Consider the following 26,651-nt stretch of genomic DNA (forward strand, 5'->3'; position numbering starts at 1 on the left):
GTCGTGGCCGCCCCGCCCGCCGGAGGCGTCGGAGCGCGGATCAGGGACGCGGGCTCGCCGGCCGTGACAGCCTGCTTCCCCGCTGGAGGCGGTCCACCGACGACACCGCGTACCAGCATTCCGCGGGAGCGTCCGTGTCGTGGTGGACGGCCTGGATCCCGCCGGGGATCACGGCGATGAGGGAACCCGCGCCGGCGTCGGGGTGGCGGCCGGGGTGCCCGGGGTAGCGGTGGATCGCGTAGCGGAACGGGATGCGTCCGCCGCCGTGCCCACCGGCGGTCACACGGAGGACGGTGGCGCCGTCGTGTCCCTCCCGTCGTACCTCGACGGTGGGCCGGGGCAGGAGGGGGCCTCTGTCCAGGCGTGCCGGCAGGGGACCCAGGACCGGTCGTCCCCAGTGCGCGAGCCGCATGGCGGCGAAGTCCCCGACCCGGTCCGCGCGTACGTCCTTGGCGCTGAAGAAGAGGTCACCGCCTATCTCGGGAAGCGTGGAGTTCAACGTCAGATGGCGCGTCAGCTCCTTGCCGTCCTGCCACGCGGCTGGCTGCCCGGGCGTCCCCGACTTGTAGACCGCCTGACCGATCCACAACTCGGTCCCCGTTCCTCGGGCGACCTCGGCCCACCACGGTGCGAGGGCGGCGTAGTCGGCGACGGGCAGACCGATGTGCCAGTAGAGCTGAGGGGCGATGTAGTCGAGCCACCCCTGCCGCACCCAGCTCCGGGTGTCCGCGTGCAGGCCGTCGTAGGACTGGAAGGCCGCGGTGCCGGAACCGCGTGGATCCGTGGTCGCGTTGCGCCACACGCCGAACGGGCTGATGCCGAAGAGCGCCGTCGGGCGCACGGCGCGGACGGCGTCCCGCATCTCGCGGACCATGAGGTCGACGTTGTGCCGGCGCCAGGCGTTCTTGTCCGTGTAGCCGTCCCCGTGGGCACGGAACGTCTCGTCGTCGGGGAAGTCCGAGCCCGCGACGGGATACGGGTAGAAGTAGTCGTCGAAGTGCACGCCGTCGATGTCGTACCGCCTGACGGCGTCGAGCATGGCCGCCTGGCAGAAGCGGCGTGCCGCCGGTACGCCGGGGTCGTAGTAGAGCTTCCCGCCGTAGGCCACGGTCCACTCCGGATGCACGCGGGCCGGGTGGCCGGGGACCAGGACGGACGGGTCGGACTGCATCGAGACCCGGTAGGGGTTGAACCAGGCGTGGAAGGCCAGCCCGCGGGCGTGCGCCGTCTCGACCATGAACGCGAGCGGGTCGTAGCCGGGGTCCTGACCCTGGGATCCGCTCAGCCACTGCGACCAGGGCTCGAAGGGGGAGGGCCAGAACGCGTCGGCGGTGGGCCGGATCTGCACGAACAAGGCGTTGAACCCCGAGGCGAGTGCCTCGTCCGCCAGCCGCACGAACTCCGCGCGCTGGGCGGCGGGATCGAGGCCGGTGCGCGAGGGCCAGTCGATGTTGGCGACGGACGCGATCCACATCCCTCGCATCTGTCGCGGGAGGGATCGCGGGACGGAGAGGACGGGAGGCGCGGCGGCGTGGGCCGTCGCCGGTCGGAGCGTGGTGGCGCACCCCGCCGCCGCGATGGCCGCGAGGACGGTGCGGCGGCCCGGGGCGGGGCGACGGGGTGAACCGATGGGCGGTTTCGGTGACATGACGCCTCCGCGGGAGAAATGACGAGGAGTGTGCGGGGGACCACTGTGGCGTCCCGCGAGACGGCGCCGTCAAGAGGACGGACACCGTGGCCGATCGCTCCTGCCGCCTGGTGGCAGGCTCCCCCACGTACCGTAACGCCTGCTAGATATAGCTAGTCGCCGGGCTCATCTGTATGTTCTGTTGCATCCGGTGGAGGAGGCGATCCCGACCCCCCGGGGAGCGCGCCGCTCCGGTCCGAGCTGCGCGATTCGCACGTCCGGGCCCGACGGACGGGCGCCCCGCGGAAGCGGCACGACCCTCACGGCCGACACCTTCTCCGTGGTCGTGTGCGGGTGTCACGGACCCGGGCCGGCGGCGACCGAATGTCCAACTCGCCTTCGGCGGCCTGGACATCGTGTCGGTCGTCCCTCCGCCGTCCACGTCCCTACCGTGTCGCCCCGACCACTCCGAGAGCCGCACCCGCCGCCCCGCCGGTCCGGACTCCTTACGGACCGCCTTCCCGAAAGGAGCACAGCGCCCCATGACCCCACGCCACCCCACCGTTCTCACCACGTCCGCCGCTCTCGCTCTCACCCTGACCGCGACGGCCTGCGGTCCCACCGAGCCGGGGACGTCGAACAGTTCGCCAGGAAGACCAGGCGGCACCTACTCGGTGGCGCTGACCGAGCCGGACCACCTCCTGCCCGGCCGCACCACCAGCAGCTACTCCCTCCAGGTCCTGCAGGGACTCTTCGACACCCCGGCCGCGCTCGACCCGAAGAACGGCAACGTGCGACCACTGGCCGCCACTTCCTGGTCCACCAGCGACAACACCGTGTGGACGATCCGGTTCAGGCCCGGGACCACGTTCCACAACGGGGAGAAGGTCACGGCCGCCAGCTTCGCGGACGCCTGGAACGCCGCCGCCTACGGACCGAACGGCTGGGACACCAACTACTACTTCTCGCAGATCAAGGGTTACGAGGCGCTCAACCCCGCCGAGGAGGGCGCCGAGCCGACCGCGCGACGCCTCGCCGGACTGAAGGTGCTCGACGCCACCACCCTGCAGGTCACCCTGAAAGCGCCCTTCGGCCAGTTCCCCATGCTCCTGTCGTTCCCCGCGTTCGCCCCGCTCCCCACCGCGGCGACAGCCGACCCCGACCGCCACGACACCGCGCCGATCGGCAACGGCCCGTACCGGCTCGACGGCCGGTGGGAGCGCAACGAGAAGATCACCCTGAAGAAGTTCTCCGCCTACCGGGGCCCCCGCACGCCCATGGCCGACCGCGTCGACTTCAAGATCTACACCAGCCGGGAGACCGCCTTCACCGAACTCCAGGCGGGCAACGTCGACATCCTGACCACCGTGCCGGCTGCCAACGCCCCCCAGGCCAGACGGCTCTTCGGCGACCGGTTCTCCGTCCGTCCCAGCGGGACCATGGACTACCTCGGGCTGCCCGTGAAGGATCCGCGCTTCGACGACCCCCGGATCCGCAAGGCCATCTCGATGGCGATCGACCGCAAGGGCATCACCCAGGCCATCTACAACGGCGTCTACAAGCCGGCCACCTCCCTGGTCGGCGACGTGATCCCGGGACACCGCCCCGACGCCTGCGGCCCCACGTGCGCCTACGACCCCGCCGCCGCCCGACGTCTCTTCGACGAAGCCGGCGGCTTCGAGGGCACGCTGGAGCTGTACTTCTCCAACGCGGACACCACCTACGAGCAGTGGATGACCTCGATCGCCAACCAGCTCAAGGAGAACCTCGGCGTCAAGGACGTGAAGTTCCGCAAGATGGCCCCGGCCGACCTCTCGCCCCTGCTCAACGAGGGCCGCAACAAAGGCCCCTTCCGTCAGAACTGGGTCATCGACTACCCCAGCATCCAGAACTACCTCGACGGCCTCTACTACCCCGGGAACCGTACGGGCTGGAGCGACAAGGAGTTCGACGCCCTGGTGAAGAAGGGCAACGCCGCCCAGGGAGCCGAAGCCGTCGCCGCATACCAGCAGGCGGAGGACATCGCGCTGCGCGAACTGCCCTACATCCCGCTGTGGAACTGGCAGGACCAGTCCGCCTGGAGCGACAGGGTCGCCGACGTCGTCATCGACCCCTACGTCAGCGGGCTGCACCTCGACCGCGTCACCGTCGAGCAGTGACGCCGTGACCGACCACTCCGCGGGGCCCCTCGCCAGGCCCGCCCCGTGGACCGATCCCCCGGGGGACCGACCGTCGTGTGGAGATTCGTCGCCCGCCGCATGCTGCACGCCCTGCCCGTGCTCCTCGGCACCACCTTCCTCATCTACACCCTCGTGTTCATCCTGCCCGGCGACCCCATCCAGGGGCTCGCGGGTGACAAACCCGTCGCACCGGCGGTCCTCGCCGAGATGCGTGCCCGCTACCACCTCGACGACCCCCTCTGGGTCCAGTACGCCCACTACGCCTGCGGCCTGCTCACCGGCGATCTCGGCACCACGTTCACCGGTCGCGAGGTGTCCGACCTCCTGGCCGACCGCTGGGGCGTCACCCTCCGGCTGGGGCTCACCGCATGGGTCATCGAGGTCGTCCTCGGCATGGCCCTCGGAGTCTGGGCGGGGCTGCGGAAGGGCAGGTGGGACGACAGCGCCGTGCTCTTCGGGACCACTCTCGTCATCTCGGTGCCCGTCTTCGTCGTCGGCTACCTCGCCCAGCTCGTCCTCGGCGTACAGCTCGGCTGGCTTCCCGTCGCGGGAACGGAGGGAGGCTGGCCCCTGGCCTACCTGCTTCCCGGTCTCGTGCTCGCGTCCTTCGGCCTCGCCTACGTCGCCCGGCTGACCCGTGCCTCCCTCATCGAGAACCTGCGGGCCGACTACGTCCGCACCGCCCACGCCAAGGGGCTGAGCCGGCGCCGCGTCGTGGTCAGGCACACCCTGCGCAACTCGCTCATCCCCGTCGTCACCTTCCTCGGCCTGGAGCTGGGCGGCCTCATGGCCGGCGCGATCGTGACGGAGTACATCTTCAACCTGCCCGGCGTGGGCCAGCAGCTCTTCCAGTCCATCCAGCTCCGCGAGGGACCCGTCGTCGTGGGCACCACCACCGCACTGGTCCTCGTCTTCCTGCTCGCCAACCTGCTCGTCGACGTGCTCTACGGGCTGCTCGACCCGAGGATCCGCCATGACTGACACGGCCGGGACGCCGACGGCGACAAGCGCCGTCGCCGACGACTCCCGAGCGACCGGCGCGTCGCCGACACAGACCGGCGAACGGGCTTCCCTCAGCAAGGACGCCTGGCTCGAACTCCGCTCCCGTCCCGCGGTGTGGGCGGCCCTGGTCACCCTCCTCCTCATGACGGCGATGGCCCTGGCGCCCGGTCTCTTCACGTCCCTGCTCACCGAGGGCGGCGGCCGCTGCGACCTCGCGGACTCCAAGCTGGGCCCCTCCGCGGGCCACCCCTTCGGGTTCGACCTGCAGGGCTGTGACTACCTCGCCCAGGTCATCCGCGGCACCCGGCCGTCACTGGTCGCCGGTCTCGCCGTCACCGCGGCCTCGCTCCTCGTCGCCGTCGTCCTCGGACTGCTCTGCGGCTACTACGGCGGCTGGCTCGACGCCGTCGTCTCCCGCGTGACCGACATCTTCTTCGGACTGCCCTTCGTCCTGGGAGCGACCGTCATCCTGGTCGCCTTCCCCGACCACGGCCTCGGCGCCATGATCCTCGTCCTCACCGCGCTGGGCTGGACGACCATGACGCGCCTCATGCGTTCCCAGGTCATCGCGCTGGCCGGCGCCGACTACGTGCGAGCGGCACGCATGCTGGGCGCCCGCCCCGCGCGTCTCATGGTGCGCCACATCCTTCCCAACGCCATCACCCCCGTCATCGTGGTCGCCATGCTCAACGTCGGCGCGGTCATCTCGGGCGAGGCGACCCTCGACTTCCTCGGTGTCGGGCTCCAGTACCCCCAGGTCTCCTGGGGGCTGCAGCTGAACGCGGCACAGGCCTTCGTGCTCGACCATCCCCATCTGCTGCTGTTCCCCGCGCTCTTCCTGTCCGCGACCGTCCTGAGCTTCATCCTCCTCGGCGACGCGGTGCGCGACGCCTTCGACCCCCGGCTGAAATGAGCGCCCATGTCCTCCGCCGCACATCCGCTCCTGGAGGTCGAGGACCTCTGCGTCGAGTTCCGTACGAGGCGGGGCACCGTCCGCGCGGTCGACGGCCTCTCCTACACGCTGCGGGAGGGCGAGACCCTGGCACTGCTCGGCGAGTCCGGATCGGGGAAGTCCGTCGCGGCACAGGCCGTCATGGGCCTGCTCGACACCCCGCCGGCGCACATCACCCGCGGCGCCGTCCGGCTGCGCGGAGACGACCTGCTGGCCATGTCACCGGCGCGGCGCCGGGCCGTACGGGGCAGGCGTATCTCGATGATCTTCCAGGACGCCCTCACCGCGCTCAACCCCGTGCTGTCCGTGGGGGACCAGCTGGCCGAGATGTACCGGGTCCACCGGGGCCTGGGACGCCGGGCGGCCCTGGCCGAAGCGGTGGCCCTCATGGACCGCGTCCGCATTCCGGCCGCCGCCCGCAGAGCGCACGACCACCCGCACCAGTTCTCCGGCGGCATGCGCCAGCGCGTCATGATCGCGATGGCGCTCGCCCTGGACCCGGAGGTCGTCATCGCCGACGAACCCACCACGGCCCTCGACGTCACCGTCCAGGCCCAGATCATGCGACTGCTCGGACAACTCCAGCGCGAGACCGACATGGGCCTGCTCCTGATCACCCATGACCTCGGCGTGGTCGCCGAGACGGCCGACCGCATCACCGTGATGTACGCCGGCCGCACCGTGGAGTCCGCGCGGGCGGAAGACCTCTACACCCGACCCGGTCACCCGTACACCCGGGGGCTGCTCGACTCGGTGCCCCGTCTGGACCGCCTGGGCAGGCCCCTCGTCCCCATCGCCGGCGCCCCGCCCCTGCCGACGTCCGTCCCCGCCGGGTGCGCCTTCCACCCCCGCTGCCCCCGGGCCGAGGCACGCTGCGGCAGCGAAGCGCCCCCCTTCCACCCGCTCCCGACCCCAGGGCACCGCAGTGCCTGCCACTTCGCCGAGGAGGTTCACCGTGTCCCCGTCGACTGAGGCCGCCCCGCCCCTGCTCCGGGCCACCGCGCTCACCCGCCACTTCCCGGTCACGGAGGGCGTGCTGTTCAAGCGCCGCACCGGAGCGGTCAGAGCCGTCGACGGGGTCGATCTGACCGTCCGGCGTGGCGAGACGCTCGGCATCGTCGGCGAGTCCGGATGCGGCAAATCGACCCTGGCCTCCCTGCTGATGGCGCTGGACCGGCCCACCTCGGGCACGGTCACGATCGACCGGCAGGACCTTTTCGCCCTGCCCGCCGGGGAACTGCGGAAGGTCCGCCGTCGCGTCCAGATGGTCCTGCAGGACCCGTACACCTCCCTCGACCCGCGGATGACGGCCGGCCAGATCGTGGGCGAGCCGTTCGCCATCCACCCCGACGTGGTGCCACGGGCCGACCGCGGCTCGCGCGTGGCCGCGCTCCTCACCACGGTCGGCCTCGACCCCTCCCACAGCGACCGCTACCCGCACCAGTTCTCCGGCGGGCAGCGCCAGCGCCTCGGGATCGCACGCGCGCTGGCACTGGGCCCCGAACTCCTCCTGTGCGACGAACCGGTGTCCGCCCTCGACGTCTCCGTCCAGGCCCAGGTCCTCAACCTGCTGCGGGACCTGCGCCGCGACCTCCGGCTCGCCTGCGTCTTCATCTCGCACGACCTCGCCGTGGTGCAGCACCTCTGCGACCGGATCGCGGTGATGTACCTGGGGAAGATCGTCGAGACCGGCACCCGCGAGCAGATCTACACGACCCCCCGCCACCCCTACACCCGGGCGCTCCTCGCGGCGGCGCCCGTACCCGATCCGAGGCGGCGCCCCGCCGCCGACGAGCACCTTCTGGAAGGAGACCTGCCCTCGCCTGCCTCACCGCCGTCCGGATGCCGCTTCCGCACCCGCTGCCCCTCCGCGCGCGAACAGTGCCTGGTGGAACCGGAACTGCGCGTCCGTGAAGGCGGCGACCACCCCACAGCCTGCCACTTCCCCCTCGCCCGACCCGTATGAAGGAGGAACGCGTGACCCAGCACCGCAGACCCCGGCGGACCGCGACCGCGGCGGCGATCGCCACGGTCCTGCTCACCGGAGCACTCACCACGACCTCGGCCCAGGCACAGCCCCCCGAGACGCCACGCCGAGCCGCGGCCACCGACACCCCGTCCCGGGCCGCGCTCTTCCGCGCCGCGGGGGAGCACCATCAGGTCCCTGAGGCCGTGCTCCTCGCCGTGTCCTACCTCCAGAGCCGCTGGGACCACCACGGCGGCGCCCCCAGCATGGACGCGGGCTACGGCCCCATGCACCTGACCGACGCCGGCACGGCGCTGGCCGAGGCGCCCCACCACTCGGACGGTGCCGAGGACCCGCGCGGAGACGCCTCCCGCCCGACCCTGCCGCACCGCGAGGTGGACGAGGACCCCGAGGGCCTCCCCGCGACCCTGCGGACCCTGGACAGGGCCTCCGCACTCACCGGACTGCCCGCGAGCCGCCTCCGTACCGATCCCGCCGCCAACATCGACGGCGGCGCCGCCCTGCTCGCGGCCCATCAGCGCTCCACCGGCGCACCCCTCAGCAGCGACCCCGCCCAGTGGTACGGAGCGGTCGCCGCGTACTCGGGCGCCACCGAGACCGGCGCCGCGCGGCGTTTCGCCGACGACGTCTTCTCGCTGATCAACACGGGCGAGTCACGGCGCACGGACGACGGGACCGTCGTCACCCTGGCTCCCACGCCGGTCGAACCGGCGACCGCGCAGCTGGCCGGGCTCGGGTTGAAGGCCACGCCGCCGGGTGCCGAGTGCCCCCGTGACCTGGGTTGCTCCTGGCTGCCGGCGCCCTACCGGATGCTGTCCGAGGAACCGGGCGACTTCGGGAACCACGACCTCTCCGACCGCCCGAACAACCAGGCCGTCGACTACATCGTCATCCACGACACCGAAGCCACCTGGGACACCACCCTCCGACTGGTCCAGGACCCCACCTACGTCTCCTGGCACTACAGCCTCCGGTCCGCGGACGGCCACATCGCCAACCACCTGCGCGCCAAGGACGTCGGCTGGCACGCCGGCAACTGGTACGTCAACTCCAAGGCCATCGGGCTGGAGCACGAGGGGTTCCTGGCCCAGGGAGGCCAGTGGTACACCGAGGCGATGTACCGCACGTCCGCCCGCCTCGTCCGTCACCTGGCCAGGAAGTACGACGTCCCCCTGGACCGGGCGCACATCATCGGGCACGACAACGTGCCGGGCACCGTGCCCGCGAACGTCGCCGGCATGCACCAGGACCCCGGACCGTACTGGGACTGGGACCACTACTTCGACCTGCTGGGCAAGCCGTTCAAGGCCCAGGGCAGGCCGACCTCGTCACTGGTGACCATCCACCCGGACTACAGCGCGAACACCGAGCCGTACTACTGCGGAGCGACACCGGCCGACCTCTGCCCCGTCCACGGATCCGCCTCCGTCACGCTGCGCACGGAACCCCGGGACGACGCCCCGCTGGTCACCGACATCGGCATCCGCCCCACACCCGGCACCTGGTCCGTCTACAACCACGCCGCCCGCGTGAGCACCGGGCAGAAGTACGTCGTCGCGGAGCGGCGAGGTGACTGGACGGCCCTGTGGTACCTCGGGCAGAAGGGCTGGTTCAAGGACGACCCGCGGCGGGCGAAGACCCTCCCCGCGAAGGGGCTGGTGGCGCGGCTGCGGCCCGGCCTCGACAGCGCGCCGCTCTACGGTCGTGCCTATCCCGAGGCCGAGGCCTACCCCGCGGGCATCCCCGTCCAGCCCCTGGTGCCGCTCGCGTACACGCTGCGACCGGGACAGTCGTACAGCGTCGGCCAGACCGTGAACGGCGAGTACTACCACTCCAAGACCTTCGAACTCGCCGGCCACACCGTGGTCCGCGGCTCGCTCGTGTACCACCAGGTGCAGTACGGCCACCGGATCATGTTCGTCAGGGCGGACGACGTCCAGCTGACGTCCGCCGACCGGCTGCCGCACAGGTCGAGCTGACCGGGGGCAGCCGCCCATGGACCGGCCCGGAACCCTCTCCTGGGAACTCCGGGCCGCTACCATATGGGCCCCGCCCCGCCACCAGCGCCAGGCCGGGTCGCACCGAAGGACACCCGGACCCACGAGAGAGCGGCAGGAAGACCGTGACAGGCGAGAACCGCGGGCAGAGGACCGACCCATCCACGCCCCGGGCGGTGCTGCACCGTTGGACCGAAGCCCGCCACTTCGCCGATGCCGCCCACCGGGGCACGACGTGGTCGGACGGCGCGCTGCGGCTGGAGTCCGCCGAGAGCAGCGAGACGTTCGTGGACCAGCACGGTCACGCCACCCTCGCCTGGGATTACGCGACCTGCTCGACCGGCTGGCGTGAACTACCGTTCCCCGCCGAAGAACTCATCCCCTCCTGGTCGGCGCACACGCCGGCCGGAACCCGGCTGATGGTGAGCCTCCGCGTGCGCGACGCCGAGGGAGAGACCTCCCCCTGGTACGTCATGGCGCACTGGGCGTCGCACGACGACGTGGTCCACCGCACCACCGTGCCGGGACAGAGCGGCCCCTTCGGCACGGCGGACGTCGACGTGTTCGTGGCGCCCCCGGGGCGTCCCGCCCTCGCCTACGAGCTCGAGGTCCGGCTCGCACGGACCCAGGACGCCGCGGAAGGGCCCGTGGTGCGCGCGGTGGGGCTCTCGGCGTCCTCCACACCCCCCGACCACCGGCAACCGGTGAGCGGACCGGGCGGAGCCTGGGGGAAGACCCTCGACGTCCCCCGGCGCTCCCAGGAGCTGCACACCGGTCACAGCCCCCAGTGGGACGGCGGCGGAGAAGCGTGGTCCGCCCCGGCCTGCACCGCGATGCTCACCGAGTACTTCGGGCACGGACCGGCCGCCGACGAGATGGCGTGGATCGATCCCGCCGACACGGCTCCCCAGGTGGACTTCACCGCTCGCGCGGTCTACGACTACGCCTACAAGGGGTGCGGCAACTGGGCCTTCAACGCCGCCTATCCCGCCCGCTACGGCCTCGACGGACTGGTCACACGGCTGCGTTCGCTGAGCGAGCTGGAGCGTTTCATCTCCGCGGGCATCCCGGTCGCCACGGCCCAGAGAATCCGCGTCGGCGAACTGTCGGGCGCCGGCCACTCACCGGCCGGCAGCATCAAGATCGTCTGTGGGTTCACGGCCGACGGGGACGTGGTGGTCAACGACCCCCTCTCCGCCACCGACGAGGACGTACGCCGGACCTACCCGCGCGGCGAGTTCGAGAGGGTGTGGCAGTCGGCCTCCGGGGGAGGGGGCGTGGTCTACCTCGTGCGACCGCCCGGCCTCGCGCTCCCCGACCACGTCCCCGGCCTCGACGCCAACTGGTAGTGGGCCGAAGGCCGTTCCCGCCGTCACCCGGTACGACATAACGTCGTGGGAGGGACGGACCGCCGGGACCTTTTGACCATCGTCCGGCCGTGGGCCTCCTCCGTAACGTGTTCCTCATGAGTACGGCGTCACCCCACGGCCGCGGGTCACAGGACGGACCGGACCACGTCCGCCCGTCCCCCCGGCCCGTCGCGGCCCTTCGCCCCTGAAGCATGTGCCCGGCCCGGCCCCTCGGTCGTCCACCGGACACGGTTCGCCCTCCGGACACGACGGCGCCCGCGGGACGGCCGGCGGGCGACCGATGCCACTGTGCGGTGAGCAACCGCACCCGACCGGCTGCCCGGCACGGGAACTCCACCAGGCGACGGCGAGGAGACGCCGACGTCCGGCCGTGACCTCGTTCATCCAGGCCTGGCCACATCCTCCGACAACCACTCTCTCGACGCCCATCCGTATGGGCGAAGGCGGTGACCCGTGAACCACTCCTCTGCCGCAAGACCGCCGGCCCCGGCGTTCAAGGCCTGGGACTCCGACATCAGCGCCGCGGACGTCGCCGGTCAGGACGGCGCGCCGGGTTGGGTCTCCCTGGTCGGCGCCGACGTGTGGTGGGACGAACCGCGACCCCACGAGGGCGGCCGCCGGTGCGTCGTCCGCGCCATGCCCGACGGAACCCGCCAGGACGTTCTTCCGCCCGGTTTCGACGCGCGCAACCGTCTGCACGAGTACGGCGGCCGCGCCTGGCGTCCCACCGGCGACGGCCTCGTCTTCACCCACTGGGGCGACCAGCGCGTCTACCTCCACCACCCCGACAGCCACGATCCGCCCCGGCCCCTCACGCCCGCACGGACGGACGTCACGTACGGAGACCTGTACGTGCCGCCGTCGCGCGACGAGGTCTGGGCCGTCCGCGAGACGAGGATCGGCGGGGTGCGCGACGTCGAACGCGCCCTCGTGGCCGTCCCGTTCGGCGCCGGTGCCGAACGCACGGTCGCCGCGACCCACCACTTCATGACGTGCCCCCGGCTGGCGCCGGACGGCCGCCACCTGTCCTGGATCGGATGGGACCACCCGAACATGCCCTGGGACGGCACCGAGCTGTGCGTCGCCCCGCTCAAGGCCGACGGGACCGCCGGCGCGCACCGGGTCAGGGCCGGCGGCCCTCAGGAGTCCGTCACCCAGGCCGAGTGGCGCGACGCCCGCAGCCTCTGGGCGGTCACCGACCCCGACGGCTGGTGGAACCTGCACCTCGTGCCCGCCCACGAAGGCCCCGCCCGGGTGGTCGCCCCTGCCGAGGAGGAGTTCGGCGGAGCGCTGTGGAAGCCCGGCGCGTCCTGGTTCACCCCGCTCCCCGACGGCCGGGCCGTCGCGATCCACGGGACGGGAGCGGGCCGCCGGATCTCCCTCGTGGACCCCGGCGCCGGCCCCGGACTGCCCCGACTCACCGACCTCGGACTGCCCTACACCGACTACGCCCAGACCATCGACGCCGATGCCGACACCGGCGTCGTGGTCGCCGTCGGCGCCGACACGACGTCCCCCTACAGCGTGTTCACGGCCGCCCTTCCCCGTGCCGACACCGCCGACCCCCCGCACCCACGGGTCGTCTCCTCCTCGCCGGGGCCCTCCGTCGACGCCGCCTGGCTGCCGCGCCCCACGTCCCGGACGTTCCACCCCGGAGCGGACGGGCCGAGCGACAGCGGCCGCCCGGGCGCGCCGAGGCCCGTCGGGGCGGGGACCTCGCCGCCGGCGCCCGCGGCCGACTCGTACCGCCCCGGCCGCGGGGTGCACGCCCACGCCTACCCGCCGGCCCATCCCCGCCGCACCGTTCCCGACGGACGGCGCCCACCCTGGGTGATCTTCGTCCACGGCGGCCCCACCGGCGACCATCCGATGGTCCACGACCTCGAGATCGCCTACTTCACCAGCCGTGGCATCGGCGTCGCGGCGGTCGACTACGGAGGGTCGGTCGGATACGGCCGCGCCTACCGCGAACGCCTCGCCGGCGCATGGGGTGTCGTCGACGTCGAGGACTGCGTGACCGTGGCCCGGGCTCTGGTGCGCGAAGGGCTCGCCGACCCCGACCGGCTGGCGATCCGAGGAGGAAGCGCGGGCGGCTGGACCGCGCTCGCCGCCCTCACCCACACCGACGTCTTCGCGGGCGCCGTGTCCTTCTACGGCATCACCGACCCTCTCGCCTGGGCGGCCACCACCCACGACTTCGAGTCCCGCTACCTCGACGGACTGATCGGCCCCCTGCCGAAGGACGCCGCCCTGTACGAGGAACGCTCCCCGGTCCTGGCGGCGCGTGACGCCGCCGGCCCCGCCCTCCTGCTCCACGGTCTCGACGACGCGATCGTGGACCCCGCGCAGTCCACCGCGATGGCGCGGGCCCTGCGAAGGGCCGGCAAGCCCTGCGAGCACGTGGAGTTCCCCGGGGAACGACACGGCTGGCGACGTGCCGAGACGATCCGGACCGCCCTCGAAACCGAGATCCGCTTCTACGAGCGGCTCTTCGCCCTCCCCGCGCACGCGGAGCCCGCCCGTCCACGGACCGGCGCTGCCCGCACGCCCTCGCCGTCCTCGGAGCCGTCATGACCACCGGCGCCGAGCGTTCCGCCGTGCGCGACCACGCGTACCCCCCGCTCCTCCGGCCGGGCGACACCGTCGCCGTCGTGGCGCCGGCCGGGCCGGTCGGCGCGGGCGGGACGGCCTCCGCCCGCGCGCTCCTGGAGGGCTGGGGCCTGCGGGTACGGACCACCCGCCGGCTCTCCGCCACCCACCGCGGCTATCTCGCCGGAACCGACGCCGAACGCCTCGACGACCTCACCGAGGCATGGCTCGACCCCGACGTCCGGGCGGTCCTGTGCGCACGCGGCGGGTACGGGACCCAGCGCATCGCGGACCGCCTCGACCTCCGGCTCCTCGCCACCGCGGGTCCCAAGTTCCTCGCCGGATCCAGCGACATCACCTGTCTCCACCAGGCGATGGGCGACCGCCTCCGGCTGGTGACGCTGCACAGCCCCATGCCCGCCTGCCGACCGCTCCACCAGGACGCGGCGACCGCGGCACACCTCCACGACGCCTTGTTCGGACCGCTCCCGCGCGCGCTCGCCCTCGCGGGCCCCGTCCTGGTCCCGGGGCGCGCCGAGGGACGGCTCACCGGCGGGAACCTCACCCTGCTCGCCTCGTCCGTCGGCACGCGAACCGCTCCCGAGACCGACGGCCGGATCCTCGTACTCGAAGACGTCGGCGAGGAGCCCTACCGCCTGGACCGGGCACTGACCCAGCTCGGACGGGCGGGAGTCCTGCACCGCGCGGCCGGCGTCGTGCTGGGGGACTTCACCGACTGCGGCGACCGGGACGAGGTCGTGGCCCTCCTGCGCGACCGGCTGTCGGGCCTCGGCGTCCCCGTGGCCGCGGGGCTGTCCGCCGGACACGGAACACGCCAGCTCACCCTGCCCCTCGGGGCCCAGGCGGTCCTCGACACGGCCTCGTACCGGATCACCCTCCACCCGCCCGAAAGGACCCCGCGCTGATGCGCGTTCTCATCTCCGCGGACATGGAAGGCGCCACCGGCGTCACCTGCCCCGACGACGTGGAGCCGGGCACGGCCGCCTGGGCGCGGATGCGCCCGCTCTTCACCGGCGACGTCAACGCCGTCGTCGAGGGCCTTCTCGCCGGCGGCGCCACCGACGTCCTCGTCAACGACGCCCACTACACCCAGCGCAACCTGGTTCTCGAAGCGCTCGATCCCCGCGCGCGTCTACTCACCGGCCGCCACAAGCCGCTGGGCATGATGGAAGGCGTCGACCGCGCCGACGCGGTCGTGTTCCTCGGCTATCACACGGGCGCCGGGCAGCAGGGGGTGCTGTCGCACACCTATCTGGGCACCGGCCTCATCGCCCTCCGCATCGACGGCGAGCCGGCCGACGAGGGCCGTATGAACGCCCTGATCGCCGAGCAGCACCAGGTCCCCGTCGTCCTCGTCACCGGCGACGACCTCACGTGCGCGGCCGCACGGACCTGGGCCCCCGACGCGAGGACCGCCGCGGTGAAGGAGTGCGTCAGCCGGTACGCCGCCCTCTGTCTTCCTCCCGCCCGGAGCGCCGAACTGCTGCGGGCCCAGGCCGCGGAGGCCGTCAGCGGACACCGGACCAGGAGCGAAACCGCGACGCGGACACGCGCCGACGGCGCCCCGGCACGGCCCCACCGGTTCGAACTGGACTTCCACGCACCGCACCTGGCGGCCGCGGTACTGGCCGTCCCGACCGTCGAGCCGAACGGGCCGCGAGGCGTCGCCTTCACGGCACCCGACGCGACCACGGCGGCCCGAACCTTCAAGGTGTGCACCACGGTCGCGGGCGCGGCCATGGAAGACCACTTCGACTGACCGCCGAGGCCTCCACCCCGTCGACGTTCCCCTTCCTCCGCGGAGAACCCCATGACGACCGCACCACTCTCCGGACTCCACCCCGACCACACCACCGACGTCGCCGCACTGTGCTCGGACCTCCTGCGCATCGACACCAGCAACACCGGCGACGGCAGGGGACCCGGCGAGCGGGAAGCCGCCGAGTACGTGGCCCACGCCCTGGACCAGGCCGGCGTCCCCGCCACCCTCACCGAACCGGCACACCGCCGCACCAGCGTGCTCGCCCGGATCGCCGGGACGGACTCCCGGCTGCCACCCCTGCTCGTGCACGCACATCTCGACACCGTGCCGGCCGACCCCGGCGAGTGGACCCGCCACCCGCACTCCGGGGACCTCCACCACGGCCATCTGTGGGGACGCGGCGCGGTCGACATGAAGGGGACCGTCGCCACGACCCTGGCCCTCGTACGCGCCTGGGCCCGGACGGGACACCGGCCACGCCGGGACCTGGTGCTCGCCTTCCTCGCGGACGAGGAGTCGACCGGGGAGTACGGATCCCGGCACGTGGTCGCCGAACACAGGGACCACTTCGACGGCGTGACAGAGGCGATCAGCGAATCCGGGGGCTTCTCGGTCACGACGAGACCGGAGAACGCCGCGTCGGACGTACGCGTCTACCCGATCGCGGTCGGGGAGCGCGGCACCGCGTGGATGCGGCTCACCGCCCGAGGCACCGCCGGACACGGCTCCGGACCCGGTGCCGACAACGCCGTGGCGGAACTCGTCCACGCCCTCTCCCGGCTCGCCGCCCACACCTGGCCCGTCACCCTCACTCCCGCGGTACGGACGCTGCTGGACGCGCTCGACCGAACGCTCGGCATCCGGATCGACCGCACCAGGCTGGAGGAGGAGGCGATCCGTCTCGGACAGCTGGGGGAGCTGTTCGACTGCACCCTCCGCCCCACGGCCAACCCCACCGTGCTGAACGCCGGCCGCAAGGTCAACGTCATCCCCTCGCGCGCCCACGCCGAAGTGGACGGACGCTTCCTGCCGGGCACCCGGGACACCTTCATGGAGACCGTCGACCGGCTCCTCGGCCCCCGGGTCACACGGGAGTTCATCAACTGCGAGGACGCGGTCGCCGCCGATCACGAAGGGCCCGCCTTCGCCGCGATGACCGACGCGATCCGCAGCCAGGACCCGCACGCACACCCGGTGCCGTTCCTCCAGTCCGGCGGCACCGACGCCAAGGCCTTCGCGCGCATCGGCATCAGCACCTACGGGTTCGCCCCCCTCCTCCTCGACCCGCACCTGCACTACTTCGGCATGTTCCACGGAGTGGACGAACGCGTCCCCCTCACGGGCCTCGACTTCGGCGTCCGTGTCCTCCACCGGTTCCTGACCACGTACTGAAGACGATCCCGAAGGGGACGACGACCATGCGCGAACCCGACCACCTCTGGCCGGCCACGACCACGACCGACGCCCACGGGCTGCGGATCGGAGGGGTGCTCCTCGGCGATCTCGCCCGGGAGTTCGGCACCCCCGCCTTCGTCCTCGACGAGGAGGACTTCCGGAGCCGCTGCCGCTCCTGGCGCACGGCCTTCGCCGGCCACGACGTCTTCTACGCGGGCAAGGCCTTCCTCTGCACCCAGGTCGCCGGATGGCTCGCGGAGGAAGGCCTGGGCATCGACGTCTGCTCCGCCGGCGAGCTGCGCACGGCCCAGCGCGCCGGCGTCCCCGGCTCCTCCATGATCTTCCACGGCAACAACAAGTCGACGGCCGAACTGGAGGAGGCCGTCGCCCACGGCGTCTCACTGATCGTCATCGACTCGGTCGACGAGATCGGGAGACTGTCGGCCACGGCCGTGCGGCACGACGTGCGTCAGCAGGTCCTCATCCGCGTGACGCCGGGCGTGGAGGCGTACACCCACGCGCACATCACCACCGGTACCGACGACCAGAAGTTCGGCTTCTCGCTGTCCACCGGCAGCGCCCACCGCGCGATCTCCCAGATCCTGCGGTCCCCGGGCCTGGAGCTCGTCGGGCTGCACAGCCACCTGGGATCGCAGATCATGCGCCCCGACGTCTTCGAGCTGGCGGCCGAGCGCCTTGTCGGCCTGATGGCCGACACCGCCCGCACGCACGGCGTGCTGCTCCGACGACTCGACCTCGGAGGAGGACTGGGCATCGCCTACCTTCCCGGAGAGACCCCGCTGGACGTGGGCGAACTCGCCCCCCTCGTCATCGACCGGGTGCGCAAGGCATGTGCCGAGGCGGGACTCCCGGTGCCGCGGCTGGCCGTCGAACCCGGGCGGGCCATCGCCGGACCGACCACGGTGACGCTCTACACCGTGGGCACGATCAAACGCCAGCCCGGACTGCGGACATGGGTGTCCGTCGACGGCGGCCTGAGCGACAACATGCGTCCCGCCCTGTACGACGCGTCCTACACGGCGGCCCTCGCGGGCCGGGCCGGCGACAGGAACGCCGACGAGACGTTCACCGTCTGCGGCAGGCACTGCGAGTCCGGAGACGTCCTCGTGGACTCCGTACGCCTCCCGACCGACCTCGTGGTGGGAGACCTCCTCGCCGTCCCCGCGTCCGGTGCCTACCACCGCTCGATGGCGAACAACTACAACTGCCAGCCCCGCCCGCCCGTCGTCGCCGTGCGCGACGGCACGGCCCGCGTCCTCGTCCGGAGGGAGACGCTCGACGACGTACTGCGGCTGGACGTCGAGTGACCGAGCCCCGAAAGCCCCGGACGCCGTCGGACTCCGGCACGCCGGCCCCCGACGCGGCCCGTCGTCCGGCCGCACCCGTCGCACCGAAGGAGAACCCCGTGCCGCACCATGAGAACGTCCGGGCCGTACTGGGACGGGCGGTGGAAGACGGCGTCCTCGGACAGGACCGGCCGGTGGCCGGCTTCATCGACGTCCAGGGCGTACGCGACGGTGTCACCGCGCTCCACGAGGCCTTCGCCCACGTGCCCGACGTCCTGCACGCCTTCGCGGCCAAGGCGTGCCCCCTGGTCCCGGTCCTGCGCCTGCTCGCCGACGCCGGAATGGGATGTGAGGTGGCCAGCCCCGGGGAGACCCGCCTCGCGCTGGCCGCGGGGTTCGCCCCCGAGCGGATCGTGCTGGACTCCCCGGCCAAGACCCGCGCGGAGATCCACGAGGCGCTCACCCTGGGGATCGCGCTGAACGCGGACAACTTCGACGAACTCGACCGCATCGCCGCCCTGCGCCCCGCCGGGTCGCGGTCGGTCGTGGGCCTGCGGGTCAACCCACAGGTCGGCGCGGGCGCCATCCCCGAGATGAGTACGGCGACGGCGCACTCCAAGTTCGGGGTGGCCCTGGACGACCCCGGGGTCCGTGAGCGGGTCGTCGAAGCCTTCGGACAGCGGCCCTGGCTCACCCGCCTGCACGCCCACGTCGGCTCCCAGGGCTGCCCCCTGCCGCTGATCGCCGGCGGCCTCGCCACGCTGCACCGACTCGCCGGGGAGATCGACGAGCGGGTCGGGCGGCGCCAGGTGACGAGCCTCGACCTGGGTGGCGGGCTCCCGGTGAACTTCGCCGACGACACGGTCACGCCGACGTACCAGGACTACGTACGCGCCCTGACCGACGCCGAACCGGCACTCCTTGACGGCCGGTACCAGGTGGTCACGGAGTTCGGCAGGGCGCTGCTCGCCAAGAACGGCTTCACCGCCGCCGTCGTCGAGTACGTCAAGGACTCCGGCGGTCGCCGGATCGCGCTCACCCACGCCGGAGCACAGGTGGCCCTCCGGACGGTGTTCATGCCCGACGCCTGGCCCGTGCGCGTCACGGCCCACGGCCCGGACGGCTCGCCCAAGGCGACCGCGCCGATGGCACAGGACATCGCCGGCCCCCTCTGCTTCGCCGGTGACCTCGTCGCGCGCGCACGCACCCTGCCCGAGGTGGCCGAGGGAGACCTCGTCGTCCTGCACGACACGGGCGCCTACTACTTCTCCGCTCCCTGGGCGTACAACAGTCTGCCGCGCCCCGGGGTGTACGGGTTCGCGAACCGCGCCGGCGACGTCTCGCTCACCACGATCCGGACACCGCAGACCCTGGACGAGGTGGCGCGGGAGAGCGGTCTGTCCCACGCGGACGCGCTCCTGACGGCATCCGGCCGGACCGGGGCCCGGATCACGTGACCGCTCCGGCGGCCGGCCCACCCTCGTGCACCGGGCCGCCTCCTGGCCCCACCCCCACCCGAGGTCGCCCGGGCCGGGTGCTTCCAGCTCACGGACGTCATACGGGTTGCCTCTGAACTGCAGGATTGCGCCCGTAGCCCGTCACATTCCGGCGCCGGCGGCCCGGCCCGGGGCATCGCCGCGTTCGCGGGCGGGTGAGCGGCTGCTCGTGGGGTAGGCGCGTCGTGACAGCAGCGTGCACGGATCGACCGGACCTCCGGTACCGATGCGGGCCGCTGACCGGCGCGGCACCGCAGAGCGAACAGGCGAGCGGCGGCCATCGCGCGGCCGGCGCGCCCCGTGGCGGGAACGCACGCGGAAAGGGTGAAGAGCAGATGAGCGCCGTCGGACGGCACCCGGACCACACCGGGGAATCGGTGGGCGACCTCGTTTCCCGGGCGTCGCAGCAGATCTCGGAACTGGTCCGCGAGGAGATGCGGCTGGCCCGGGCGGAGATGACGCAGAAGGGCAAACGCTTCGGCGTGGGCGGTGGCCTGTTCGGCGGGGCCGGCGTGGTCGGCTTCCTGGCCGCGCAGGCCCTGGTCGGCGCCGTGATCGCAGCCCTCGCCCTGCTCCTCCCGGTATGGGCCTCGGCCCTGATCATCGCCGCCTTGCTCGCGGCGGTCGCGGCGGTGATGGCCGCTGCCGGGAAGAAGCAGATCAGCAAGGCCGGTACCCCCGTACCGGAGCAGACCATCGACAGCGTGAAGGCCGACGTGGCCGAGATCAAGGAGGCGGCACACCGATGAGCACTCCCTCCAAGGGCGGCGACGACGCCGCACCGACCCCCGAGGAGCTGCGCGAGCGCGTCGAGCACACCCGCGACGAGCTCGGCATGACGGTTGAGGCGTTGGCGGCCAAGGCCGACGTCACGACGCAGGCCAAGGAGAAGGCCGCCGAGCTCAGGGGACAGGCCACCGAGAAGGCCGCCGAGTTCAAGGAGCACGCCACCATGAAGGCTGCCGAGTTCAAGGGGCAGGCCACCGAGAAGGCCGCCGTCGTCACCGACCAGCTGCGGGAGAAGGCGGCGCACGCCGCTGTGCTGGTCAAGGAGAAGACCCCCGATCCGGTCCGGGACAAGGCGGCCCACGCCGCGGCGCAGGTGCGCGACACCGCGGTCCGCGCCGGGCACCTCGCCGGCGAGAAGACCCCGGACCCGGTCCGTGAAAAGGCCGAGTCGGCCGTGACCATGGCCAAGAGCAACCGCAACCGCCTGATCGCGGCGGCCACGGCGGTCTTCGTCCTGCTGTTCCTGCGCCGCAGCCGGCGGCGCCGGTGAAGATCTCGAAGATCGCCTACAAGCCGGTCGGCCTTGCGCTCGGCGCCACGAGCGGCATGATCGCCGGTGCGGCGTTCAAGCAGGCGTGGAAGATGGCCGGCCACGACGACGACGCCCCGGACGCCACCGACGAGGACCGCTCCTGGCAGGAGATCCTTCTCGCCGCCGCCCTCCAGGGCGCCATCTTCGCGGTCGTCAAGGCGGCCGTCGACCGGGCGGGGGCCACGACCGTGCGGCGCCTGACCGGCACCTGGCCCGGCTGAGCCTCCCGCCGGCGCACGTCCCCGTCCGTCGGCAGCGACGGCGCGTCCCCGCTGCCGACGGACGGGTGAACCCCGATGCGCGACACCCCGGGGTGGGTATCCCCCGGTTCTCGGGGCACACGACGCTCATGCACGGACAACACGCGCGTCCCACGAGCACACTGTTCGGCCCGGTTTCCACCGCTCAGAAGCCCCCGCGAAGCGGCGCCAGGCACTCGCGCCGAGGGCGTCTCACCGGCCGCCTGCGCCGCCGGCTCCTCGCGTACCGGGCGATCGAGTTCCTGTCCACGCACCTCCCGGACCACTCAGGACCGGGTGAGGAGTGCCTGCTCCTCGTCCATGGCCGCCAGGTCGTCGGCCAGGTCCACTACCGGCTCTGCACCGCCTGTGCCCAGGGCGTCATCACCGCGATCACCCTCGACGAACGCTTCCACAGCACGGGCCTTGGCACCCGGGCGCTCTCGCACCTGAGGTCCCGTCACCCGGGTGTCGCGTGGCGCAGCACGCTGAGCAGGCGCATGACGCGTGACCTCCTGCGCCGGATGCGCATTCCCACGGTCACGGCCGACGCACCTTGCGCGCATGTGCCCCGGCCCCTCACCCGGGGGGCGGACGCGGGTCAGGCGGTCGTCCAGCGCCGGGCCGTCTCCTCGTCGCGGGTGAGCCAGGTGTCGTCGCCGAGCGGCACGGCGGCGACGCCCGGCGCCGCGGGGTAGTCGATCTCCGCGAGGGGCCTGAGCGTGTGGGTGTCGAGGAGGAGGTGGGTGCCCTCCTCCTCCCACTGTTCCTCGGCCGTCACGACCAGGATCAGCTCGTCGTCGACGAAGCCCGGGGTGTAGCCGACGAAGACCAGGTCGTCGGGGAGAACGTCGCCGGCCGGCCGCGACCGAACCGGCCGGATACAGCTCGACCAGTCGTGGGTACAAGCCTCCCCCTCGTACCACTCCCGTGCCGTCGTCGGCGGTACGCCCGCGGAGGTCCGCCCCCCTCGGGGAGCGGACCTCTTCCTTCATCAGGGGGTGACGTTGATCGTGACGTCGTCGAGCAGGAAGGACGTCTGGTAGCCGTAGTCCTCCGCGGCCGTGAACTTCAGGAGGACGCTCTGACCGGCGAAGGGGGAGAGGTCGACGGTCTTCTTCACGTAGTCCGTGTTCGGGTCCAGGTTGGAGTACGTGGCCAGGGTGGTCCCGTTCGCCTGGATCTTCAGCGTGTCGTACAGGGTGGGCATGATCTCGTCGGTGTTGATGTGCAGCCAGTACGTCAGGGTGGCGGGGCAGCCGGCCGGGATGGTCACCGTCTGCGAGAGGGTCTCGGTCTGCGTGCGGCCGAGACCGGCCATCCAGGCCTTCCACGTACCGGTGCGCGGCTGCGTCTTGATGCCGTTGTCGATGACGCCGGCGGTGGCGGTCCATGCGGTGGCACCGGATTCGAAGCCGGGGTTGCCGAGCAGCTGCACCGGGTTGCAGGGGCCGGGCGTGTAGATCTTCCAGGGGAAGGTGGCGGTGGAGGAGGCGTTGGTGGGGTCCTTCACCGTGACCGTGACGTTGCTGGTGCCCAGCGTGGTCGCGGCGCCGGAGATCAGGCCGGTGGAGGCGTTGATCGACAGGCCCGCGGGCAGGCCGGCGGCCGAGTAGGTCAGCGGGCCGGAGTTGGTGCTGATGGCCTGGATCTGCAGGCTCCCGGCGGCGTTGACCGCCGTGTACTGGTTGCCCGGGTCCGTGATCCTCACGCCCAGGGGGAGCCGGGCGCCGACGTTGACGGCGGCCCAGGCGTTGGCCGTGTGGACGTAGGTGGCGCTGCCGTTGCCGTACAGGTCGGCGGCGGCGCGGAGGGTGGCGGTGCGGGCGCCGGCGTAGTTGGTGGAGCCGGTCATGTAGGTGGTCAGCGCGCGGTACCAGATCTTCGCGGCGGCGTCGCGGCCGATCGCGGTGACCGGCAGCCCGTCGTAGGTGGGGCTGTTGTAGGCGACGCCGTTGACCGTCTTGGCGCCGCTGCCCTCGGAGGCCAGGTAGAACCAGTGGTTGGCCGGTCCGGACGAGTAGTGGACGTCGACCTGGCCGAGGGTGGAGTACCAGTAGTCCTTGGACTTGCCGTCCCTGGAGGGCTGGTCCATGTAGCGCAGCGGCTTGCCGTCGCCGTGGATGTCGATCTTCTCGCCGACCAGGTAGTCGCCGACGTCGTGGGCGTTGTTCGCAGAGAACTCGACCGCGGCCGCGAAGATGTCGGAGGTGGCCTCGTTCAGGCCGCCGGACTCGCCGCTGTAGATCAGGCGGGCGGTGTTGCCGGTGACGCCGTGGGTCATCTCGTGCGCGGCCACGTCGATCGAGGTGAGCGGCTTGGCGTTGCCGTCACCGTCGCCGTACGTCATGCAGAAGCAGGACGAGTCCCAGAAGGCGTTGACGTAGGCGTCGCCGTAGTGGACCCGGGAGAAGGCGGCGACGCCGTCGTTGCGGATGCCGTTGCGGGCGTGGACGTTCTTGTAGTAGTCCCAGGTCAGCTGGGCGCCGTACTGCGCGTCCACGCCGGCGGTCTGCGGGTGGGCCGGCTGGCCGGTGCCCCAGACGTCGTCGGCGTCGGTGAACAGCGTGCCCGGCTGGCCGTCGTTGGACGAGTGGCCCATGTCGGTGGTCCTGTGACCACCACGGGTGGCGTCGGTCATGGTGTGGCTGCCCGCGGACCCCGAGGTCCCGATGGTGACCTGGCCGCTGTACTGGCTGTTGCCGACGCCGGTGTTGACCTCCTCGTACTCGAAGAGATCGGCGCCGGTGGTGGCGTCGGTGATCACGTGCATCCGGCTGGGGGTGCCGTCGTGCTGCAGCCCGCCGACCACGGTCTCCCAGGCCAGGACCGGCTTGCCGGAGCCGGCCCAGACCACCTTGCGGACCGAGTCCGCCTTCGGGGCCTCGGAGCCCTCGGCCCTGGCCTTGCCCAGGGCGACCGACTTCGCCGACTCGGCGCTCTTGGCGGCCGTGGTGGAGGCGACGGTGATGCGGGCCTTGGTGTTCCTGGTGACGTCCCTGACGGCGCCGTCCGCGGCCGCGTGCACGATCAGGTCGCCGCCGAGGACCGGCAGTCCGGCGTAGGTGCGGTCGTAGCGGGTGTGCACCGTGCCGTCGGCGTCCTTGAGCACGGACTGGACCACCAGCGCCTCCTGCGCGCCCAGGCCCAGGGTCTTCGCGGTGGCGGCACGGGTGGCGGTGGCGTCGGCGAGCAGGGCGGCCCGCTCGGCCGGGCTGAGCTTGACCTGCAGGGCGCCGGCCCGGGGAGTGGCGCCGGCGGAGGCGCCCTGGGCCGGGGTCGGGGCCGGAGAACCGGTGCCCGCGGTGGCGGCGCCGGCGGGGAGCGTCACCGCGACCATGGCGGCACTGGCTATCAGTACGCCCGCGGTGACGGCCTTTCGGGGGGAACGTCTCACTCTGAGCTCCTTGACGGACGGCCGAGGGTCTCGGCCGATGGGGGGAACCGGGGCGGATCGGGATGGAGCCGCCCCGGCGGAACCGACGAAGTGGTACGCGATCAACTGCCGCCAGGAACATGCTCGTTGTGCGCACGCTCCCTGCGTCAGAATGCTCGGAAGACTGTCATGGTTGCGTGAACATGTCATTCCATCGGTGCGGGCTGGCCGAAATCCATACGTTCAGCGGAGTCGCGTGTCTGATAATCGCAGCCGTGTGCGGGGGATTACGCCCGTCCGGGAACCGGGGGGCGTGCTCGGTCGCCCCGCGGGGCACCGCGCGGATGCCCCGGGGGGCGGGTCACTGTCCGGGGAAGGTGGCGTCGAGATCGCGGCGGATGCCGTCCAGGACGCGCATGATGCGCAGCGCCTCGGCGAGCGGCATCAGGTCGGCCTCCAGTCGCCCGGCGCCGACGCAGCGGGCCGCCTCCGCGGCCTCGTTGCACAGCCCGCCGTCGAGCTGCAGGGGGACGAAGGCGTCGATCAGCTCGCGCGAGGCCGACCTCGACCGGATCGAGGCGCTGGCCGAGGAGATGCAGGGCCTGCCCGACAGGGGAGACAACTACGCCGTCTACGACCGGTTCGCGGCGCTGGACCAGGAGTTCCACGACACGCTCGCCGCGGCGTCCGGCCACACCCTGCTCGCCGCCGCCGTGGAGCGCCTCCACACCCAGATGCTCTGCCGGGTGGAGCTGTGGTCATGGGGCGGTTCACCTCGAAGCCTCGGTGCGGTGCGGTGCGGTGCGGTGGGGTGGGGTGGGGTGGGGAGGGTGAGGGTGCCCCGGCCCGCCGGGACGGGGCGGGCCGGGGCGGTGGCCGGTGTCCGCCGCGGAGCGGGTCACCGGCCGGCCGGGGTCAGCTGCAGGTCATTCCTGCTGCCTTCCAGGTGCCGGCGTCGACCATGGTCGTCGGCGCGAAGGCCTCCGCGGGGAACGCCTTGCCGTTCTTGAGCTTGTCGTACATGGTCTGGACGGCCAGGGCGCCGACGTCCTTGCCGTTGATGAAGAGCGCGGCCTTCATGCCGGACGGCCTGCCCGACTGCCACTCCTTGCAGGCCAGGTAGGCCCCGAGGCCGATCCCGATGATGTTGTCGGCCTTGACGCCGGCGTTCTGGAGCGCGGTGACGCCGCCCGCGACGTTCTCGTCGTTGCAGCCCCAGACGACCCAGTGCTTGACGCCGGGGTTGGCGGTGATGGTGGCGGCGATCTTGTCCTGGGCGCCGGTGGGCGTGTTGTCGGTGGGGACGTCGATGTTCCTCACGCCGGGGACTTCCGCGGCGAACGCCTTCTTCGCACCCGCGACCCGGTCGGCGCAGACGGTGACGTCCTGCTTCCAGGCGGAGATGACGCGGGTGTCGGCCGCCTTCCAGCCGGCCTTCTTGTACTCCCCGGCGGCCTGCTTGCCGACCTCGTCACCCATCTGGGCGCCGCTGAAGCCGACGCGCGGCACGAGGTCGGCCTCGGCGCAGGCGGCCGGGTCGGGGCCGGTGGTGCAGATCTGGTCGTCGGAGGTGAGCAGCGCGACCTCGGCGTCCCGGGTGGTCTTGACGACCTGCGGGCCCACGGCAGGGTCGGGGACGACGACGATGACGCCGTTGGTCTTCTGAGCGATGGACGACTGGATCTCGCTGATCGTCTTGTTGGCGTCGTTGCCCAGGTTCACCACCTTGAGGTCGATCCCCAGCTCGTCGGCCTTCGCCTTCGCGCCGGCGGCCTCGCCGACGAAGTACTCCTGGTCGCCCTGCTTCTGCAGGTACGTGATCGAGATCTTCCCGTCCACCGTCGAGACGGAGTCGTCCGCGGCGGTCTCCTTGCCGGATGAGCAGGCGGTGCTCAGCCCCAGGGTGAGCAGCAGTCCGGTGGCGATCGCGGCGTGTCGGCGGCGAGAACGGACCATGGGGGGCTCCTTCGTGCGGAACAGCGACCGCCGGTGCGTGGCGCGTGCGGGTCGTGTGGGGAGGGGGCTCGGCC

The 26,651-nt window shown here is 72.3% G+C and carries 22 protein-coding genes and 1 pseudogene; 17 read left to right on the forward strand and 6 right to left on the reverse strand.

Annotated features, from left to right (window positions below):
* Window positions 1-394 precede the first annotated feature (394 nt).
* Window positions 395-1,648: pseudogene (locus tag AMK29_RS16735) on the reverse strand (glycoside hydrolase family 10 protein); the annotation flags it as partial.
* Window positions 1,649-2,169: 521 nt separating this feature from the next.
* Here AMK29_RS16735 and AMK29_RS16740 point away from each other — a divergent pair.
* The 16 genes from AMK29_RS16740 (at window position 2,170) to AMK29_RS16815 (ending at window position 21,227) form a co-directional block, all read left to right on the forward strand.
* Complete coding sequence (locus AMK29_RS16740; RefSeq protein WP_073813506.1) at window positions 2,170-3,786, forward strand: peptide ABC transporter substrate-binding protein; 1,617 nt, start codon at window positions 2,170-2,172, stop codon at window positions 3,784-3,786.
* A gap of 75 nt (window positions 3,787-3,861) precedes the next feature.
* Entirely contained in the window at window positions 3,862-4,788 is a 927-nt protein-coding gene (locus AMK29_RS16745; RefSeq protein WP_073813508.1) for an ABC transporter permease, read from the forward strand.
* Window positions 4,781-5,722, forward strand: coding sequence for an ABC transporter permease (locus tag AMK29_RS16750; RefSeq protein WP_073813510.1), 942 nt, complete (start codon window positions 4,781-4,783; stop codon window positions 5,720-5,722). The genes AMK29_RS16745 and AMK29_RS16750 overlap by 8 nt, the downstream gene beginning before the upstream one ends.
* Window positions 5,723-5,728: 6 nt before the next feature.
* Window positions 5,729-6,733, forward strand: coding sequence for an ABC transporter ATP-binding protein (locus AMK29_RS16755; protein ID WP_073813512.1), 1,005 nt, complete (start codon window positions 5,729-5,731; stop codon window positions 6,731-6,733).
* A complete protein-coding gene (locus AMK29_RS16760) occupies window positions 6,717-7,727 on the forward strand; it encodes an ABC transporter ATP-binding protein (RefSeq protein WP_073813514.1) in 1,011 nt (336 codons plus the stop codon). The genes AMK29_RS16755 and AMK29_RS16760 overlap by 17 nt, the downstream gene beginning before the upstream one ends.
* On the forward strand, window positions 7,724-9,727 hold the full coding sequence (locus tag AMK29_RS16765; protein WP_073813516.1) for a peptidoglycan recognition protein family protein: 2,004 nt from the start codon (window positions 7,724-7,726) through the stop codon (window positions 9,725-9,727). Before AMK29_RS16760 ends, AMK29_RS16765 begins: the two co-directional genes overlap by 4 nt.
* Window positions 9,728-9,921: 194 nt before the next feature.
* On the forward strand, window positions 9,922-11,094 hold the full coding sequence (locus tag AMK29_RS16770; RefSeq protein WP_073813518.1) for a C39 family peptidase: 1,173 nt from the start codon (window positions 9,922-9,924) through the stop codon (window positions 11,092-11,094).
* Window positions 11,095-11,568: 474 nt separating this feature from the next.
* Window positions 11,569-13,689, forward strand: a complete 2,121-nt coding sequence (locus AMK29_RS16775) for a S9 family peptidase (RefSeq protein ID WP_073813520.1) — start codon at window positions 11,569-11,571, stop codon at window positions 13,687-13,689.
* Entirely contained in the window at window positions 13,686-14,630 is a 945-nt protein-coding gene (locus AMK29_RS37140; RefSeq protein WP_073813522.1) for a S66 peptidase family protein, read from the forward strand. Before AMK29_RS16775 ends, AMK29_RS37140 begins: the two co-directional genes overlap by 4 nt.
* Window positions 14,630-15,484, forward strand: coding sequence for a M55 family metallopeptidase (locus AMK29_RS16785; protein ID WP_073813524.1), 855 nt, complete (start codon window positions 14,630-14,632; stop codon window positions 15,482-15,484). Before AMK29_RS37140 ends, AMK29_RS16785 begins: the two co-directional genes overlap by 1 nt.
* 51 nt (window positions 15,485-15,535) lie before the next feature.
* Window positions 15,536-16,879, forward strand: coding sequence for a M20/M25/M40 family metallo-hydrolase (locus AMK29_RS16790; protein WP_073813526.1), 1,344 nt, complete (start codon window positions 15,536-15,538; stop codon window positions 16,877-16,879).
* Window positions 16,876-18,210 (forward strand): diaminopimelate decarboxylase, encoded by a 1,335-nt coding sequence (lysA, locus tag AMK29_RS16795; protein WP_398853919.1) that lies wholly within the window; start codon window positions 16,876-16,878, stop codon window positions 18,208-18,210. The genes AMK29_RS16790 and lysA overlap by 4 nt, the downstream gene beginning before the upstream one ends.
* A gap of 98 nt (window positions 18,211-18,308) precedes the next feature.
* On the forward strand, window positions 18,309-19,646 hold the full coding sequence (locus tag AMK29_RS16800) for a diaminopimelate decarboxylase (protein WP_073813884.1): 1,338 nt from the start codon (window positions 18,309-18,311) through the stop codon (window positions 19,644-19,646).
* A 374-nt stretch (window positions 19,647-20,020) separates the two neighbouring features.
* On the forward strand, window positions 20,021-20,434 hold the full coding sequence (locus AMK29_RS16805) for a phage holin family protein (RefSeq protein ID WP_073813530.1): 414 nt from the start codon (window positions 20,021-20,023) through the stop codon (window positions 20,432-20,434).
* Window positions 20,431-20,964, forward strand: coding sequence for a DUF3618 domain-containing protein (locus AMK29_RS16810; protein ID WP_073813532.1), 534 nt, complete (start codon window positions 20,431-20,433; stop codon window positions 20,962-20,964). The genes AMK29_RS16805 and AMK29_RS16810 overlap by 4 nt, the downstream gene beginning before the upstream one ends.
* The gene (locus tag AMK29_RS16815; protein WP_073813534.1) at window positions 20,961-21,227 is read left to right on the forward strand and encodes a DUF4235 domain-containing protein; all 267 of its coding nucleotides are present in this window, start codon (window positions 20,961-20,963) and stop codon (window positions 21,225-21,227) included. Before AMK29_RS16810 ends, AMK29_RS16815 begins: the two co-directional genes overlap by 4 nt.
* A gap of 305 nt (window positions 21,228-21,532) precedes the next feature.
* Here the strand turns inward: AMK29_RS16815 and AMK29_RS37650 are convergent, their stop codons facing one another.
* From AMK29_RS37650 to AMK29_RS37145, 4 genes are all read right to left on the reverse strand, one after another.
* On the reverse strand, window positions 21,533-21,661 hold the full coding sequence (locus AMK29_RS37650; protein ID WP_274535637.1) for a hypothetical protein: 129 nt from the start codon (window positions 21,659-21,661) through the stop codon (window positions 21,533-21,535).
* Between the two features lie 185 nt (window positions 21,662-21,846).
* A complete protein-coding gene (locus AMK29_RS36405; RefSeq protein WP_073813536.1) occupies window positions 21,847-22,026 on the reverse strand; it encodes a hypothetical protein in 180 nt (59 codons plus the stop codon).
* A 213-nt stretch (window positions 22,027-22,239) separates the two neighbouring features.
* On the reverse strand, window positions 22,240-24,642 hold the full coding sequence (locus tag AMK29_RS16830; protein WP_241845412.1) for a M4 family metallopeptidase: 2,403 nt from the start codon (window positions 24,640-24,642) through the stop codon (window positions 22,240-22,242).
* A 340-nt stretch (window positions 24,643-24,982) separates the two neighbouring features.
* Window positions 24,983-25,243 (reverse strand): hypothetical protein, encoded by a 261-nt coding sequence (locus tag AMK29_RS37145; protein ID WP_241845414.1) that lies wholly within the window; start codon window positions 25,241-25,243, stop codon window positions 24,983-24,985.
* Between AMK29_RS37145 and AMK29_RS37150 the strand changes: the two genes are divergently transcribed.
* Window positions 25,215-25,631 (forward strand): FCD domain-containing protein, encoded by a 417-nt coding sequence (locus tag AMK29_RS37150; protein ID WP_241845416.1) that lies wholly within the window; start codon window positions 25,215-25,217, stop codon window positions 25,629-25,631. The two genes, AMK29_RS37145 and AMK29_RS37150, sit on opposite strands and share 29 nt — an antisense overlap.
* Here the strand turns inward: AMK29_RS37150 and AMK29_RS16840 are convergent.
* Window positions 25,537-26,577, reverse strand: a complete 1,041-nt coding sequence (locus AMK29_RS16840) for a substrate-binding domain-containing protein (protein WP_107422604.1) — start codon at window positions 26,575-26,577, stop codon at window positions 25,537-25,539. The genes AMK29_RS37150 and AMK29_RS16840 overlap by 95 nt on opposite strands.
* Window positions 26,578-26,651 lie beyond the last annotated feature (74 nt).

Source organism: Streptomyces sp. CB02261 (assembly GCF_001905665.1).
GTDB lineage: Bacteria > Actinomycetota > Actinomycetes > Streptomycetales > Streptomycetaceae > Streptomyces.

What these genes read in the sequence shown, in the direction of transcription:
- AMK29_RS16740 (WP_073813506.1), top strand. Translation starts at nt 2,170, where the DNA reads ATGACCCCACGCCACCCCACCGTTCTCACCACGTCCGCCGCTCTCGCT.
- AMK29_RS16750 (WP_073813510.1), top strand. Translation starts at nt 4,781, where the DNA reads ATGACTGACACGGCCGGGACGCCGACGGCGACAAGCGCCGTCGCCGAC.
- AMK29_RS16755 (WP_073813512.1), top strand. Translation starts at nt 5,729, where the DNA reads ATGTCCTCCGCCGCACATCCGCTCCTGGAGGTCGAGGACCTCTGCGTC.
- AMK29_RS16765 (WP_073813516.1), top strand. Translation starts at nt 7,724, where the DNA reads ATGAAGGAGGAACGCGTGACCCAGCACCGCAGACCCCGGCGGACCGCG.
- AMK29_RS37140 (WP_073813522.1), top strand. Translation starts at nt 13,686, where the DNA reads ATGACCACCGGCGCCGAGCGTTCCGCCGTGCGCGACCACGCGTACCCC.
- AMK29_RS16785 (WP_073813524.1), top strand. Translation starts at nt 14,630, where the DNA reads ATGCGCGTTCTCATCTCCGCGGACATGGAAGGCGCCACCGGCGTCACC.
- AMK29_RS16790 (WP_073813526.1), top strand. Translation starts at nt 15,536, where the DNA reads ATGACGACCGCACCACTCTCCGGACTCCACCCCGACCACACCACCGAC.
- AMK29_RS16805 (WP_073813530.1), top strand. Translation starts at nt 20,021, where the DNA reads ATGAGCGCCGTCGGACGGCACCCGGACCACACCGGGGAATCGGTGGGC.
- AMK29_RS16810 (WP_073813532.1), top strand. Translation starts at nt 20,431, where the DNA reads ATGAGCACTCCCTCCAAGGGCGGCGACGACGCCGCACCGACCCCCGAG.
- AMK29_RS37150 (WP_241845416.1), top strand. Translation starts at nt 25,215, where the DNA reads ATGCAGGGCCTGCCCGACAGGGGAGACAACTACGCCGTCTACGACCGG.
- AMK29_RS16840 (WP_107422604.1), bottom strand. Translation starts at nt 26,577, where the DNA reads ATGGTCCGTTCTCGCCGCCGACACGCCGCGATCGCCACCGGACTGCTG.